Source organism: Corallococcus sp. CA049B, assembly GCF_003611685.1.
In the GTDB taxonomy this organism is placed as follows: Bacteria; Myxococcota; Myxococcia; order Myxococcales; family Myxococcaceae; genus Corallococcus; species Corallococcus coralloides.
On the sequence record NZ_RAWC01000217.1, the window covers coordinates 1 to 15,339 of the forward strand.

General features: G+C 69.7%; 12 protein-coding genes and 1 pseudogene. 2 read left to right on the plus strand and 11 right to left on the minus strand.

The features are described 5' to 3' along the window. From D7W82_RS41890 to D7W82_RS32140, 6 genes and pseudogenes are all read right to left on the minus strand, one after another. Positions 1 to 239, minus strand: a pseudogene (locus D7W82_RS41890) (DUF853 domain-containing protein); the annotation flags it as partial. Positions 240 to 254: 15 nt separating this feature from the next. Then, on the minus strand, positions 255 to 1,451 hold the full coding sequence (locus tag D7W82_RS32120) for a hypothetical protein (protein WP_120621964.1): 1,197 nt from the start codon (positions 1,449 to 1,451) through the stop codon (positions 255 to 257). A gap of 2 nt (positions 1,452 to 1,453) precedes the next feature. Beyond that, complete coding sequence (locus tag D7W82_RS32125) at positions 1,454 to 2,179, minus strand: ImmA/IrrE family metallo-endopeptidase (protein ID WP_120621965.1); 726 nt, start codon at positions 2,177 to 2,179, stop codon at positions 1,454 to 1,456. Further along, positions 2,176 to 2,553, minus strand: a complete 378-nt coding sequence (locus D7W82_RS32130) for a hypothetical protein (RefSeq protein ID WP_147439674.1) — start codon at positions 2,551 to 2,553, stop codon at positions 2,176 to 2,178. The genes D7W82_RS32125 and D7W82_RS32130 overlap by 4 nt, the downstream gene beginning before the upstream one ends. Then, positions 2,540 to 3,091 (minus strand): RNA polymerase sigma factor, encoded by a 552-nt coding sequence (locus D7W82_RS32135; protein ID WP_147439675.1) that lies wholly within the window; start codon positions 3,089 to 3,091, stop codon positions 2,540 to 2,542. Before D7W82_RS32135 ends, D7W82_RS32130 begins: the two co-directional genes overlap by 14 nt. 311 nt (positions 3,092 to 3,402) lie before the next feature. After that, positions 3,403 to 3,633, minus strand: coding sequence for a hypothetical protein (locus D7W82_RS32140; RefSeq protein ID WP_233588061.1), 231 nt, complete (start codon positions 3,631 to 3,633; stop codon positions 3,403 to 3,405). Between the two features lie 178 nt (positions 3,634 to 3,811). Here D7W82_RS32140 and D7W82_RS32145 point away from each other — a divergent pair, with 178 nt between their 5' ends. Continuing rightward, positions 3,812 to 4,606, plus strand: a complete 795-nt coding sequence (locus tag D7W82_RS32145) for a GNAT family N-acetyltransferase (RefSeq protein ID WP_120621968.1) — start codon at positions 3,812 to 3,814, stop codon at positions 4,604 to 4,606. 87 nt (positions 4,607 to 4,693) lie between these two features. After that, positions 4,694 to 5,383: an iron-containing redox enzyme family protein gene (locus D7W82_RS32150; protein ID WP_120621969.1), complete on the plus strand. Its 690-nt coding sequence runs from the start codon at positions 4,694 to 4,696 to the stop codon at positions 5,381 to 5,383. Between the two features lie 18 nt (positions 5,384 to 5,401). On the opposite strand, the gene D7W82_RS32155 is transcribed toward D7W82_RS32150, so the two are convergent. From D7W82_RS32155 to D7W82_RS32175, 5 genes are all read right to left on the minus strand, one after another. Next, positions 5,402 to 6,430 carry a helix-turn-helix transcriptional regulator gene (locus tag D7W82_RS32155; protein WP_120621970.1) on the minus strand — a complete coding sequence of 343 codons (1,029 nt, stop codon included), beginning with the start codon at positions 6,428 to 6,430 and terminating at the stop codon, positions 5,402 to 5,404. A 149-nt stretch (positions 6,431 to 6,579) separates the two neighbouring features. Further along, positions 6,580 to 7,029, minus strand: a complete 450-nt coding sequence (locus D7W82_RS32160; protein ID WP_120621971.1) for a hypothetical protein — start codon at positions 7,027 to 7,029, stop codon at positions 6,580 to 6,582. 122 nt (positions 7,030 to 7,151) lie between these two features. After that, on the minus strand, positions 7,152 to 7,991 hold the full coding sequence (locus D7W82_RS32165; protein WP_120621972.1) for an alpha/beta fold hydrolase: 840 nt from the start codon (positions 7,989 to 7,991) through the stop codon (positions 7,152 to 7,154). Further along, complete coding sequence (locus tag D7W82_RS32170) at positions 7,991 to 8,767, minus strand: alpha/beta fold hydrolase (protein ID WP_120621973.1); 777 nt, start codon at positions 8,765 to 8,767, stop codon at positions 7,991 to 7,993. Before D7W82_RS32170 ends, D7W82_RS32165 begins: the two co-directional genes overlap by 1 nt. Positions 8,768 to 8,794: 27 nt before the next feature. Further along, positions 8,795 to 15,250, minus strand: a complete 6,456-nt coding sequence (locus tag D7W82_RS32175; RefSeq protein ID WP_120621974.1) for a non-ribosomal peptide synthetase — start codon at positions 15,248 to 15,250, stop codon at positions 8,795 to 8,797. Positions 15,251 to 15,339: the final 89 nt, after the last annotated feature.

Consider the following 15,339-nt stretch of genomic DNA (forward strand, 5'->3'; position numbering starts at 1 on the left):
GGGGACGCCACGCTGGCGGGAGGCTTCGCGGGTACACCCGGGGGGGGCGCCGGGCGCGGTCCGTTCATCTGGACGTTCGCGGGCGGAGTGCCCGGCGGCCGGGCTCCCTGCGGGGGCGCGGCGGGCCGCTGTCCATTGGGCGCCGTGGCGGCATGGCCATTCACGGGCCTGCCGTTGGGGGTCACGCCGCTCTGCGTGGGATTGCGGCCGGGTACGGTGGTGTTTTCATTGTCAGGCATGGTGTCGTTCCCCCATCAGCGACGTGGCGTGCGACCGTTGAAGTACTGAAGGCGTGCATCGGCCTGTGCGTAGGCGTCCTGGAGGAGCCCCTCGAAGCCGTCCGCGCCGAAAGCGCTGCGGCACGTGGTCTCCGCGACGTCGAGCAGCATGGGATAGCCCTGCTCCGGGCGCAGCATGCTGTCCGCGATGGCCACGCACGCGGCCATGTGGGCATGGTCGACGTGCGCGTAGAACACGCGGGGAGGGGCATTCGCGGAGGCGCGGAAGAGGCCCTTCACGACCTTGTGCGAGTACTTTTCGAGGAAGGCGCTCGCCAGCCTGCGCTCCTCGAGGTCGTACTGCCAGCCATCGAGGATGTCCTCTCCCGCCTGTTCCATCGATTCGAGGATGACGAACTCGCCCGCTTCGAGCGCGTGCCCCATGGTGAGAAAGCCCCGGTCCTCCATCCGCGCGGAGACGAAGACGAAGCGGGAATGGTGCTTCATCAGCCGTTCGAGCATCCCCAGCGACGCCTTCAGCAGACCCGAGTAGCCGGAGCCGGTGATGAGCTCATGCGTGAAGGGATTGCCCTGGCCCATGCGCCACGGGGCCTTCAGCTTCTCCACCAGGATGGCGCGCTCCGCGTAGGCGCGGATGCCTCGCCGCGCGAGCCGCGACAGGCTGTCCGGCCCGCGGCGCCCTGGGTGAGAGCGGTTCTGGCGCATCTCGATATAGGACAGGGCCTCCTGGTAGGGGTCCGGCGCGTCGACCGTCACCTCGCGGCGGAACAGCCGTTGGGAGAAGGTCCCCGCCGTACCGCCATAGCCAATCGCGGTGATGCTCAGCTGGGTGATATCCAGGGGCAGCGTCTCATGCGTCACGGAGAAGCCGTTGACCGCCTCCACCTGTCCGGCGAAGAGCAGGCCGGAGTGGATATCGGCCAGTTGCTCCAGGCTCAGTCGGTAGAGCCCAGCGCCCTCGGGCGCTCCGGGGCGTGTCTGGAGCCGGGGGAGCAACTCCTGGCGGATGACGGACCGGAGCTGGTCTTCCTTCTGGATGGCGCCGCCAATCTCCTGACGGTAGCGCTCCATGATGACCTGGAGATCCAGCCCCTCCGCCCACGTCTCCATGTTGAGCGTGCGCTCCAGGTCCTCGCGGAACGAGCCGCGGAAGTCCTCGTCGCCGGTCAATTCCTCGTCATCGTCGTCGTCAAAGCGCCTGTGGCCACCCATGGTCACCCTGCGTCCTCACCGAGAAATGAAACAATGGAAAAACGGGAGCGGCCCTCTTCACGGCGCAGGATCCGCGCGTAGGTCTCCGCCATGTGCTCCGGCAACCCGAAGTACTGCCCCAATCGCTGCTCCTGCGTCTCCTGGGGACCGGCCTTCATCACCTGACGCGCGAGCTTCTCGGGCGCGAGCCAGTCCAGGGCCAACCGGTCCGCGCGCTGCTCGGAGCGGGCCACCACGCCCGTGCCGACAGCTCCGGTGGGCCCCCGGTCCATCAGGTGGATCTGCACGCCAATGGGGATGCCCTCCAGCGCGGACGTCAGTGACTCCTCCCGGGTGGGAGGGCGCCTCTGGTCCAGGACGTCGCGGATGCCCTCTCCGAAGAAGTCGAGTGCCCGCTTGCGCGGCTGGAGATGGTCGAGAAAGAAGTGGCCCAGCTCATGCGCCACCGTGAAGCGCTGATGGGCCGGGCTGTCGTCCCGGTCAAAGAACACGAGTCCCTTTCCCTCCCAGGCCACCATGCAGCCGTGCATCGCGCGGTGGTAGCCGACCTCGACGGTGCGGCCCCGCTGGGCCAGCCACTGGCGCACCTTCTCCGAGGTCAGGTCCCGCAGCCCCACGGGCCTCACGGGGAGGCGCAGGGGGGCATCCGCGGCGATGTCGTAGGGAAACACCTCTGGCGGAGGGAAGCCGCTGGCCTCCACCGCCTCCCCCAGCCATGCCGGTTTCATGGTGAGGGCTCTTCGTTCTTGCGCCGGTCGAGCGCGGCGAGCTGGAGCGTGACGCCACCGCGCGATGCCGGGTTCGAGGCAGCGGTCTGGCCTGGCCCCATGATCTCCACCTGCCGGAGGACATTGACGAGCGCGAACGGCTCCAGGCCGAAGCGGCCGCAGAGGATCTTCACCTGCTCGGCGAACGTTTCACCGGCCGGGCGGCGGCACAGCGCCAGCATGTTCAGCGTCTGCTCATCGCAACCCAGTTCGTCAGCCAGTGCGTTCGCGGAGCAGTCCTCCAGCGTCTGATACGCCGCGAACACCTGACCCATCAGCCCGTGTTCGGTGGTGCTGCGCTCCGCCGCCCGCTTCAACCAATCAAGATTCGTCATCGGTGTCCTCCTTGCAGAGGCTCTTCAATCGCTTCTTCAGACGGTCGGTGTGCCGCTTCACCTCCCGCCGCATCTCTTCCAGGGACAACGGGGGGAGGTTCAGCGCCTCCGCCAGCTGTTCGGTGGAGCGGACCCCCAGCAGCAGCAACCGGATACAGGCCAGGTCCCGTTCCGCCAGACCCGCGCCTTCAATCCGCTCCACCGTTCGCTTCAAGTCCACGCGCTCCTCCAAGGACACATTCGGAGCCGATGGAAGAAGTTCGACGAACGCCCTGGGATCCTGTTCTCGCCGGGTTCTCGCGGAGGCGGAGCGGAAGCGGTCCTGGGCCTTCCGCCGGGCAATGAAGGTGAGGAACGTCACCAGGCTGGACTTCTGTTCCTCATAGAGGCCGGGGTTGTCCCGGTAGTGGAGCACCGCGTCAATGGCAGAATCATTGGCGTCGTCATGGGAGCAGCCTGGGTTGCGTTCCAGCGCCCGGACCAGCGGACCCATGAAGGTCATGAAGACGTCGAGGGTCGCGGTCGGATCGTGGCTCATCATCCGCTCGTGAAGGTTCCACCCTCGTTTTCGAGATGGACTGGTCATCCCCCACTCCTCACCGGCATGCGTACCCCCGCTTCAGGTTGGACTGCGATTCGCCTGAACGTTCGCTACAGCCCCTGTTGAGTTCGACGGCGACATGTCGCTTTTCGAAGCCGGCAGGTTGGCGAGGTAGAGGATCCGTGTCTGTACCTCGGAGGTGGTACTGCCTTTGGGTTCAGGGTCCTGCGTGATCCCCCGGGGATCGAAAAAGACCCTGGCCTCCGTGCAGGGAGACCAGGGTCCGGTTCATTCCGTTGAGCTGTGTTTCAGTGCAGGTCCGGAGGCGGCTCCCCGCCTGCCTTCTTCCACGCATCGATGGCGCGGCGCACCTCACTCATGAGGTCCCGGCCAATCCGTGAATACGCGTCGTCCTCCAGGTTCGCCAATGACACACGGGCTGACCAGGGAGGTCCGTCAAAGCCGCTCCCATGGAGCAGCACCACGCCGTGGCGCCAGCCCGTGCAGCCGAAGTGCTTGGAGTTGGTGTCCTCCTCCATCGTCCGTCCAAGGTGAGCCACCCCCGGGGACGTGGGCCATGCGCCACGGAGGTGGCGGGCGGTTGGCCGGGCTCGGCGAAAAAAGACGACCGGCGAGCGCACTCGGCCGAGCAGCGACGAATGAAAGGTCGGGGCTGGACACACAAGTCCGGCAAGCACCGTGGAAGCGAGGCCCGCCATGTCTTCATTGAGTTGCCGTGTCGCCACAGCGCAGCGCGAACTGGATGACGCGCTCCGCATCCGTTACCGGGTTTTTGGCGAGGAGATGCGGATGCTGGGGCCCAAGCGGCCCCGCGCTCCGCGCGAAGCGGACTGCTTCGACACGCTCCGCACCACCTCCCACGTCGTCGTCTACGCGGGCGAGGAGCCGGTGGCCACCGCCCGGTTGCTGACGCCCAACGCGGAGGTGGCGGCCTTCGCGGACACGGTCGTGGGCCTGGACATCGAGAAGAAGCTCGACCTGTCGGAGCTCGTCGCGCCGGGCCGCGTGTTCGCGGAGACCACGCGCTACTGCGTCACCCGTAGCTACCGGAACTCCGCCGTGCTGCGTCTCCAGGCCGGCCTGTACCGCGAGAGCCGCCGGCGCGGCGTCACCCACTGGATCGCCGCCGCGAACATGGAGACGGACAGCCAGGAGGAGGCGGACCTCTACTTCCTGGCCGCCGCGCGCCGCGGCTGGGTGAGCGAAGGCTTCCGCGTGCGGACCCGGGAGTTTCCCCCGCCACCCTCGGAGCCCCTGGCGGCCCGGCTCACCGCGGAGGAGCGCGCCCAGGCCCGTGAGGGCCACCTGGACGCCCTGCGCATGCCGCCCGTGCTGTCGCTGTTCGCGGACAAGATGGGCGCGCGCTTCATCGCGCCGCCGCACTTCGATCCCGCCTTCAACCGCTTCACCGTGCCGCTCGTCGCCGCGCTGGATGCCATTCCGCGGCGGACGCTGAATCTCTTCGACTCGCTGGACGCCGACGCCGCCTGACCCCAGGCCGGCGCGCTCCTCACTTCCCCCCTTCACCCTCAACGCAACACCCACCGGGCCTTCACGGGCCCCTGTCAGGAGACGTGTATGTGCAAGCAGCCCAAGCATGAGCAGACGGCGAAGATGGACTGGCTGGACTCCCTGCGGCACGAGGCGCGGATGCTCGTGCATGAGCTGGATGGGACGCCGGGCGTCCGTCGCCTCTTCGAGGGGCGCATCCGCCAGGACGACTACGTCCACTACCTCATCCAGACGTACCAGTACGTGCGGTGGAGCGAGGGGTTCTTCACCGAGTCCGGCGAGCGCACGAAGCGCGAGGGGAGGAGCGCCGCGCTCGCGGACCTGCTGTTCCAGAAGGCGCGCGAGGAGAAGGGCCACGAGCAGTGGTTGCTCAAGGACCTGAAGGCGCTGGGCTGGACGGAGGAGCGCGTGGAGCGCGCGCCCATCTGCCCCGCCGTGCGCGCCTATGTGGAGTGGAACCGCTTCACCACGCAGTCGGGCGTGCCCACCGCGTTCCTGGGCACGGCCTACGTGCTGGAGTACCTGTCCGTGAACCGGGCCCCGGGCTCCGTGGACCGGCTCATCGCGGAGAGCGGCATCCCCAACATCCACAAGGCCGTCCTCTTCCTGCGCGGCCACGGCGCCGCGGACGGCGACCACGTGGCGGACCTGGAGTCGGAGCTGCGCAAGCTTGCGTCCCCGGAGGAGCAGGCCGCGCTGCTCCTCTCCGCCCGCACCACGCGCACCCTGTTCCCGAAGTTCTTCCGGGAGCCCTGAGCGATTGCCCGGACCTCCTCACCCCGGCTTCTGCCTCCAGGCGGCCTGGTAGAGGAGGTCCATGCGGCTCTCGATGCCCAGCTTGGGGAAGATGTTGCGCAGGTGCGTCTTCACTGTGTTGAGCGTCAGGCCCAGGTCCTCGGCGATGAGCTCGTTCGTCCAGTTGCTGAGGACGCCCTGGACCACTTCCACCTCCCGCCGGGAGAGCTTCTGGCGCCAGGGCTCCGGCAGCGGGATGCCCCTCGTGCACTCCTGCAACACCAGCCCCCAGGGTTGATGGCCGCGCTGCTCCGGCAGCTCCACGAACGTCACCTTCAGGTCGTGCTTCGCTCCGGAGCGCGTCCACGTGTCCATGCCCGGGGGCCGCTTCGTTCCCAGGGCCTGGAGGCGCGTCAGGTGCTCGCGCAGCTCCTGGGGCAGGCGCGAGTCATCCGCCTTCAGCTCCTCCGGGTACCAGCGCCGCAAGAGCTCCGTCGCTCCCGGGGTCCTCAGCTTCTCGTGCTCCGGTGGCTCCATCACGACGCACTCGGCGCCTTGGTGGCGGAAGAGGGCGTCCAAGACGTCCCCCCGCGTCGCCTCGTGCCCGAACAGCCGGCAGTTGCGCACCGTGTTCGCCAGATAGGGCGTCAGGTCCTCCAGCAGGGCCTGCTCCCGTTCGGAGAAGGGCAGGGCGTGCTCCCGGTAGAGGGTGAAGCCGCCGTGCCAGCCCTCGCTCAAGTCCAGGAGCGCCGCCAGCACGTGCTCCAGGGGCAGTCCCATCTCCCGGCAGCGCAGGTACAGGAGGTTGCGCTTCAATTCCTTGCGCGACACCAGGTCCGAGGCCAGCTCCGGGTAGTGCGCGAAGAGGACGCCCGGGGCCCCCAGCCCCATCCACTCGTAGTCCCCGGGCCGCTCCGGCCTGGACACGCACAGGGCCGCGTAGTCACAGGGCACAAGCCGCGTCAGGATTCCCTGGGCGCGAGCCAGGACCTCGGTCAAATCCAGTGAGCTGGAGAGTGCCCGGGTCAGCTCGAGCACGAGCCCCTGTTCGTGCGCGGTAAGGTTCATCCGACGGGCCTCCTTCCAACAGGTCCATGCAAGGACTTAGCGGTCGGAAGGCCCGGGGGTCTGTCCCCCACAATGGGTATGGACGGGCTTCACTCACACGAAGCCCGTCCACGTCTGCCATTGCGATGTCTATCGAAGCGGGGCGGACGCTAGTTGCCCGCGCTGCCTTCCACCGGCGGGGTGCCCGTGGTGGGGCTGACAGGGCTGCCCATCTTCTTGTTCTGGTCCCAGGCCGGAGGCGTCACTTCCATCTGCGCCCCCTTGTTGCCCGGGGTGCCGGCGTTCGGGGCGCCCGGCTCCGCGGAGGCCGAGTGGTCGCTGGTGCTGTTGCTCCCCTGCTCGGTGGAGCCGGAACCGCCCACGCCTTCATCGACGCGGTCCGAGCCCACGGCGTTGTCATCCACTTCATCCGCCGACTGAAGATCCTCCGAGGCGGTGCCCGAGCCGCCCGTGGCCCTGTCCCAGCGCTCCGCGCTGTCCTGGGGCGCGTCCGTGGACGGCTCCTGCAGGGGCGGCGTCTCGTGGTCGGTGTGGCTCTGCGCGAACGCCTGGCCGGAGAAGGCGAGGGTTGCCAGTGCTGCCATCAGGGGGAGCTTCATGGGTGGCGCTCCTTCGAAGAACGGGTGTGCTTCGAAGGTGGCGACCGTCGGGTGGGAAACAAGCGCTTGACGCACACCCGGCCCCCAGCCGCGTCCCCGCCTGCTGAGCGGGCAGCCGGCCGTCAGCCCGCCAGTGCTCGCGGCGGCACCGTCCCCACGGCCCAGGCGGTGAGCTTGCGCAGGAGCTCCGCGCGATCCTCCGGCACGGAGAAGAGGTGATCCGCGCGCGGATAGAAGGCGTAGGTGACGCGGCCCTCCAGCTTCAGCGGCGAGAGCATCTCGTAGAACTGGCCCTCGTGGTTGAAGGACAGCCCCATGCCTCCGGAGAACACGAAGCACAGGCTGACGCCGCGCTCCAGGAGGTGCTTGTAGTCCTGCGTCAACTGCGTGCGCTCCGGGTACTCACGCGTGTAGACCTCGTCGGCCTCACCGGCCTCGCGCAGCTGGGCGGGCAGCTTGCGCTTGCGCAAGAAGCGCGTCCACCGGCGGGGGCTCAGGTAGCGCAGGTGGAAGCGCAGGTGGTAGCCCAGCGTGCGGTACGTGTACCCGTCGATGAAGGCCGCGCCCACCACGCGCGGATCCGCCACCGTCACCGCGTGCGCGCTGTCCACTCCGGAGCACAGGCCCATGAGCACGAAGCGCTTCTGGCCCTTCCTCTGCTCCAGGTAGTCGAGCGCCGCGCGCGTCTCCTCGCGGGCGCGCTGGAACTCGTCGGCGCCGCCCTCGCGGCGGGGGCGGCTGTCTCCCAGGCCGGACAAGTCGAAGCGCAGCGTGGTGAACCCGCGCCCCGCCAGCTGGCGCGCCAGCTCCACCCACAGCCGGTACGGGCCCACGTGGTGGTTGAGGCCCACGTTGGAGAGCACCACCGTGGGCGCCTCGGGCAGGACCTTCGCCGGATCCGGCTCCGTGAGGATGCCCACGAGGCTCTGCTCGGGGCCGAAGGTACAGATGCGCTCGCGCATCACGCGGCCTCCTTCAAGAGCGTGGTGATGGTCTGCAGGATGCGGTTGGACAGGAGCGCGGACTCCTGGCCGCCCGCGCCCTCCTCGGGCACCAGGTGGTGCTGGAAGGGCAGCCCCGTCGTTTCCAGGCGGTCCTGGAGCCGCTGGTACTCGGGCTTCTGCGCGCTGACCACCAGGTGCGTGCGTGTCGAGGGCCACGCGGGCAGCGCGGCCAGGTCCAGCGCGACGATGTCGTCACGCAGGGCGCGGGGGAACGGGAAGCCGAGCAGCTCCTCGCGCACCTCCAGCGGGCTCTCGGGCCGGGGGAAGAGCGTGCGGGTGTCCCGGCGCGCCTGGAGCAGCTCCAGCTCCTGGAGCCAGGCCCCGCCCTCCACCAGGGGCTCCCAGAGCACGAGCGCGGAGGCGGACAGTCCTTCCATCGCGGCGCGCACCGCGAGCGCCGCGCCCAGCCGCAGGCCCACGAGCGCCACGCGCTGCACGCCCGTCACGTCCTGCAATTCATTGACGGCGTTGCGGATGTCCTGGACCCACGTGGCCACGCGGCCCTCGTGGACCTCGCCGGCCGAGTCCCCGGTGCCGTAGTAGTCGAAGCGGAAGACGTGGAAGCCCTCGCGCGCGAGCATCCCGGCCAGCTTCCGGAAGGCCCAGTGCGTCAACATGTACTCCTGCGCGGCGGGATAGCAGAGCACCACCCCGGTGGAGCGCTCGGCGCCCTGCGCGGGGTGGTGGATGCCAAAGAGCTGTCGTTCGGAGGTTCCGAAGAAACAGGGCGTCACGGTCTGACCACTCTCCTCATGGGGCGCTCAGTCCGAGCGCCCCGGCAGTTTCCCCTTCAGCTTATTGAACAAGCGTTGCGCCAGGGGAACAGAAGTCTCCGGGGCGGCAGTCTTTGTCGGCGTGACGGGCTGTGTCCTGGCAGCGGGCGAGGGAACCGCCGCCGCGGGCGCCAGCTGCGAGGCCACCTGCTCCAGCGTGTTGAGCAGGAGCGTGCGCGGGTGCAGCTCCTGGTTCAGCTCCTTCCGCACACGCATCACCACCTGGAAGGACAGGAGCGAGTGCCCGCCGATGTTGAAGAAGTTGTCGTGCACGCCCACCTGCGCGATGCCGAGCACCTCCCGCCAGATGCGCGCCAGGTGCTGCTCCGTCGGCGTGCGCGGCGCGACGAAGGCGTCCTCGACGGGACGCGTGGTGCCCGCCGGAGGCGGCAGGGCCTTGCGGTCCACCTTGCCGTTCGGCGTGAGCGGCAGCGCCTCCAGCTCCACGAAGTGCTGCGGCACCATGTACTGAGGCAGCTGCGAGCGCAGGTGCTTGCGCAGCTCCGTGTCCGTGTAGGCCTGTCCCGGCTTCGTCACCAGGTACGCGACGAGGCGGCGGTCACCAGGGCGGTCCTCGCGGACGAGGGCCACGGCCTGGGCCAGGGACGGATGAGAAGCGAGCGCCGCTTCGACTTCGCCCAGCTCGATGCGGAAGCCGCGCAGCTTCACCTGCGAGTCGTTACGGCCCAGGTACTCCACGGTGCCGTCGGCCAGCCACCGGGCGAGGTCACCCGTGCGGTACATGCGCTCGCCAGCGCGGAAGGGGTTGGGCAGGAAGCGCTCCTGCGTCAGCTCCGGCCGGTGCAGGTAGCCCAGCGTGACGCCGTCGCCGCCGATGTACAGCTCGCCCGCGACACCCACCGGCACGGGGGCCAGGTGAGAGTCGAGGAGGTAGAGCTGGGTGTTGGCGATGGGCCGTCCGATGCGGATGGAAGAGAGCGGAGGCTGCACGCGCCAGGTGGTGGACCAGACGGTGGTCTCCGTGGGGCCGTACATGTTCCACAGGCTGCCGACGCGGGCGAGCAGCGCTTCCGCCAGCTCACGGGGAAGGGCCTCACCACCGACGAGGGCCTTGAAGCCGGGGCGCGGCTGCCAGCCGGCCTCCAGCAGGAGGCGCCAGGTGGAGGGTGTGGCCTGCATGACGGTGACGGCGTTGGACTCGATGGCCGCCTTGAGGAGCGCGCCGTCGGAAGCGGTGTCACGCGAGGCGAGCACCACCTGCGCGCCCGTGGTGAGTGGCAGCAGCAGCTCCAGCACGGCGATGTCGAAGGAGAGCGTGGTGACGGCCAGCAGCACGTCCTGGGCAGAGAGGCTGGGGGCCTCCTGCATGGTGCCCAGGAAGTTCACCACCGCCCGGTGCGGGACGCGCACGCCCTTGGGCTTGCCCGTCGAACCCGACGTGTAGATGACGTACGCCACGGCTTCGGGCGTGACGCTGGGAACCTCGGGGGCCGTGTCCGCCTGCGACGTGGTGTCCTCGACGAAGAGGGACTTCGCCGTGGTGGAGGGCAGGGTGCTCTGGAGCGCGCGCTGGGTGAGCACGAGCGAGAGCTGCGCGTCCTCGACCATGAAGGCGAGACGCTCGGGCGGGAAGCCGGGGTCGAGCGGGACGTAACCGGCGCCCGCCTCGAGGATGCCCAGCAGGCCCACCACCATGTCCGGACCGCGCTCGGTGAAGAGGCCGACGAGGCCCCCGGCGGTGACACCCTCCTGCTTCAGAGCGTTCGCCACCTGATGGGCGCGTTGGATCAGCTGCTGGTACGTGAGGGTCACGGCGCCGGAGCGCAGGGCCACCGCGTCGGGCGTGGCCCGGGCCTGCGCGGCCACGAGCGTGTGGACGAAGGCGCTGCGGTCGAACGGCTTCTCGGTGGCGTTCCAATCCACCAGCACGCGCTGCTTCTCCGACTCGGGCAGCAGCGGCAGGCGCGACACCGGCACCTCCGCGTCGGACACCGCGGCGCGCAGCAGCGTGCGGATCTGCTCGAGCATGCGGACGACGGTGTCCCGCTCGAACAGGTCGGTGTTGTAGTCCATGCCGCCGACGATGCCGTTCGCCGTCTCCTTCACCCAGAAGCTCAGGTCCAGCGGCGTCGCGTGCGCGTGCACGTGCACCTGGCCGTAGGTGAGGTCCCCCAGGCTGGAGCCGCGGTTGCGCACGTCCTGGAAGGTGAAGAACGTCTGGAACAGCGGCGTGCGGCTCAGGTCGCGCTGCACGCCCAGTTGCTGCATCAGCAGTTCGATGGGCATGTCCTGGTGGCCGAAGGCCTCCATGCACGTGGTGCGCACGCGCTCCAGCAGCTGCCGGAACGTCTGCTCCGGCGCCAGCTGCGTGCGCAGGACGAGCGTGTTGACGAAGAAGCCCAGCAGGTCCTCGACCTCCGGATGCGAGCGGCCCCGGATGGGCGTGCCCACCACCAGGTCCTCCTGGCCGCTGTAGCGGTGCAGCAGCGTCTTGAACGCCGTGAGCAGCACCATGTACAGCGTCGCGTTGGACTCGCGGCCCAGCTTCGTGAGGGCGGCCACCTCCGCGCCGGTGAGGACGAAGGGCTCCGTGCCGCCCTTGAGGCTCATCTGCGCGGGGCGCGGCTTGTCCGTGGGCAGCTCCAGCGCGGGCAGGTTCCCGGAGAGCTTCCCCTTCCAGTAGCGGGCCTGCCGCTCCAGCTCCTCGCCCTGGAGCCAGTTGCGGTGCCACTCGGTGAAGTCCGCGTACTGGATGGGCAGGGCGGGGAGCTTGGGCTCCTGCCCCTTGGTGAGCGCGGAGTAGATGATGTCCAGCTCGCGCAGGAACACGTCGAACGACCACCCATCCCAGATGAGGTGATGGGGCATGAAGAAGAGGACGTGCTCGTTGGCGCCCAGCCGGAACAGCGTCAGCCGGAACAGCGGCGCGGCGGTGATGGGGATGGACTCGTCCGCCAGGGCCTGGAGGCGGCGCAGCAGGTCCTCCTCGCGCGTGTTCGCGGGGACGGACTCCAGGTCCACCGGCTCCAGCTCCACCGTCAGGGACGGGGCCACGTGCTGCACCGGCGTGCCTTCATCCCACCGCACGAAGGTGCGCAGCGACGACTGGCGCTCCAGCAGCTTGTTGAAGCTGAAGCGCAGCGCGCCCACGTCCAGCGCGCCGTGGAGGCGGAACGCGGAGGGCAGGTTGTAGACGGCCGTGCCCGGGTTGAGCTGCTCCAGGAACCACAGCCGCTGCTGCATCAGGGACAGCGGCGCGGGCGCGGTGCCCGCACGGGGCGAGATGCGCTGCGCGGGGCTCGTGGCCCCGTCGTCGCCGCGCACCAGCCGGGCCAGCTTCTCCACGGTGGGCGCTTCGAACATGCGGCGCAGGGTGAGGCTGACGTCCAGGTCACGGCTCGCGCGCGTGAGGGCCTGCGACGCCAGCAGCGAGTGGCCGCCCAGGCGGAAGAAGTCCGCCGTGACGCTCACCCGGCGCAGCCCCAGCACGTCCGCGAAGATGGCCGCGAGCTTCTGCTCCGTCTCGTCGCGAGGCGCGACGAAGGCGTCCTCCTGCGACTCCACCTGCGGCGAAGGCAGGGCCTTGCGGTCCACCTTGCCGTTCGGCGTGAGCGGCAGCGCGGGCAGGGCCACGAAGTGCTGCGGCACCATGTACTCCGGCAGCCCCTGCTTGAGGTGCGCGCGCAGGGCTTCATCCGCCGGGATCGTCTGGCCGGGCCGCGCGATGAGGTACGCGACGAGGCGGCGGTCACCGGGCCGGTCCTCGCGGACGAGGGCCACGGCCTGGGCCAGGGACGGGTGAGAAGCGAGCGCCGCTTCGACTTCGCCCAGCTCGATGCGGAAGCCGCGCAGCTTCACCTGCGAGTCGTTGCGGCCCAGGTACTCCACGGTGCCGTCGGCCAGCCAGCGGGCCAAATCGCCCGTGCGGTACATGCGCTCGCCAGCGCGGAAGGGGTTGGGCAGGAAGCGCTCCTGCGTCAGCTCCGGGCGGTGCAGGTAGCCCAGCGTGACGCCGTCGCCGCCGATGTACAGCTCACCCGCGACACCCACCGGCACGGGGGCCAGGTGCGCGTCGAGGAGGTAGAGCTGGGTGTTGGCGATGGGCCTGCCGATGCGGATGGAGGAGAGGGGAGGCTGCACGCGCCAGGTGGTGGACCAGACGGTGGTCTCCGTGGGGCCGTACATGTTCCATAGGCTGCCGACGCGGGCGAGCAGGGCTTCGGCCAGCTCACGGGGAAGGGCCTCGCCACCGACGAGGGCCTTGAAGCCGGGGCGCGGCTGCCAGCCGGCCTCCAGCAGGAGGCGCCAGGTGGAGGGCGTGGCCTGCATGACGGTGACGGCGTTGGACTCGATGGCCGCCTTGAGGAGCGCGCCGTCGGAGGCGGTGTCACGCGAGGCGAGCACCACCTGCGCGCCCGTGGTGAGGGGCAGCAGCAGCTCCAGCACGGCGATGTCGAAGGAGAGCGTGGTGACGGCCAGCAGCACGTCCTGGGCGGAGAGGCTGGGGGCCTCCTGCATGGTGCCCAGGAAGTTCACCACCGCGCGGTGCGGGACGCGCACGCCCTTGGGCTTGCCCGTCGAACCCGACGTGTAGATGACGTACGCCACGGCTTCGGGCGTGACGTCCTGCGCCGGGAGCGCGGACTCGGGCTGGGAGGCCGTGTCCTCGATGAGCAGGGGCTTCACGCTCGTGGACGGCAGGGACGCCACCAGGGCCTGCTGCGTGAGGATGGTGGAGAGCTTCGCGTCCTCGACCATGAAGGCCAGGCGCTCGGGCGGGAAGCCGGGGTCGAGCGGGACGTAGCCAGCGCCTGCTTCGAGGATGCCCAGCAGGCCCACGACCATGTCCGCGCCGCGATTCGTGAAGAGGCCGACGAGGCTCCCTGCCGCGACGCCCTCCTGCTTCAGCGCGTTCGCCACCTGATGGGCGCGCTGGATCAGCTGCTGGTACGTGAGGGTCACGGCGCCGGAGCGCAGGGCCACCGCGTCGGGCGTGGCCCGGGCCTGCGCGGCCACGAGCGTGTGGACGAAGGCGCTGCGGTCGAACGCCTTCTCGGTGGCGTTCCAGTCCACCAGGACGCGCTGCTTCTCCGCTGCGGGCAAGAGCGGCAGGCGCGACACGGGCGCTTCCGCGTCGGCGACCACGCCCCGCAGCAATTCTTCGTAACATGCCATCCAGCGGCGAACCGTGGAGCCATCGAAGAGGTCGGTGTTGTACTGGCACTCCAGCACCACGCGGCCATGGGCCTCGGCCGCGTTGATGAAGAGGTCGAAGTTCTCGTAGTGGCGCGGGTTGCTCGCCAGGGTGCAGGTGAGGCCCTGGAACGCCAGCTGCTCGCCCGTGACGGCCTGGTCCACGTTGAACAGCACGTTGACCAGCGGCAGGCGGCTGGGGTCGCGCGGCAGCGCCAGCTGCTTGAGCAGCGTGCCGAACGTGTACTCCTGGTGCTCGTAGGCATCGAGCATCGTGGTGCGCAGCTGCTTGAGCACCTGCGTGAAGGGCGCCTCCGCGGCGACGTTGCTGCGCAGGGGCAGCGAGTTCACGCAGTGGCCCACCAGGTCCTTCAGCCCGGCCACGGACTGGCCCGCGGCGGGGATGGCCACCACCACGTCCTCCAGCCCCGTCAGCCGGTGCAGGAGCGCCTTGAAGCCCGCCAGCAGCGTGGTGAAGAAGCTGCCACCGTGGCGCGCGCCCACGCGCTTGAGCTGCTCCACGAGCGCGGGCTCCAGGGCGTAGTCCTCACGCCGGGAGCTGTACGTCTTGGACGGCGGACGGCGCCGGTCCAACGGCAGCTCCAGCACGGGCAGCGAGCCGGAGAACTGCTTTAGCCAGTAGCGCTCGTGCTCCGCGTACTCCGGCGTCGTGGCCAGCTGGGCCTGCGCGCGGGCGTAGTCGCTGAACGTGGGCGCGGGCGACAGCGTGTGCGGGGTGCGCCGCACGTGCGCCGAATAGAACGTCGCCAGGTCGCGCAGCATCACCGCCATGGACCAGCCGTCGCACACGATGTGGTGCGCGGTCAGCGTCAGCAGGTGCTCTTCCGCGGACAGCCGGGCCAGGCGCGGGCGCAAGAGCGGCCCGGCCTCCAGGGGCAGCGGCGTCTCCACCTCCTGGGCCACGAGCTCGCGGACGCGGGCGTCGCGCTCGGAGGGGGGCAGCGCGTCCAGCGCGAGCACTTCCAGGGGGAAGGGCGTGGTGGCGGCCACGCACAGCGTGAGGCCATCCGCGCTGAACGTGGTGCGCAGCGCTTCGTGCCGCTCGCTCAGGTCCTGGAGCGCGGCGCGCAGGGACTCGACATTCAGCGGGCCGTGCAGCCGCACGGACATGGACTCGTTGAAGGCGCACGACGCGTCCGGGCCCATCTGCACGCCGGTCCACACCTCGCGCTGGGGCTCGGTGGACGGCGCGGTGAGCAGCAGCGCGGGCCCGGCGAACGGGTCGAAGTCGTCGGGCAGGTCCTGCATCGGGGTCGCGGGGGTCTTCATCGGGTCTCGCTCAGCTTGACGAACTTGCCGGGCACCGTGGGGTGCGGGACGAACCAGGCGGGGTTTCCCTGTGGGTCACGCCCCAGGCG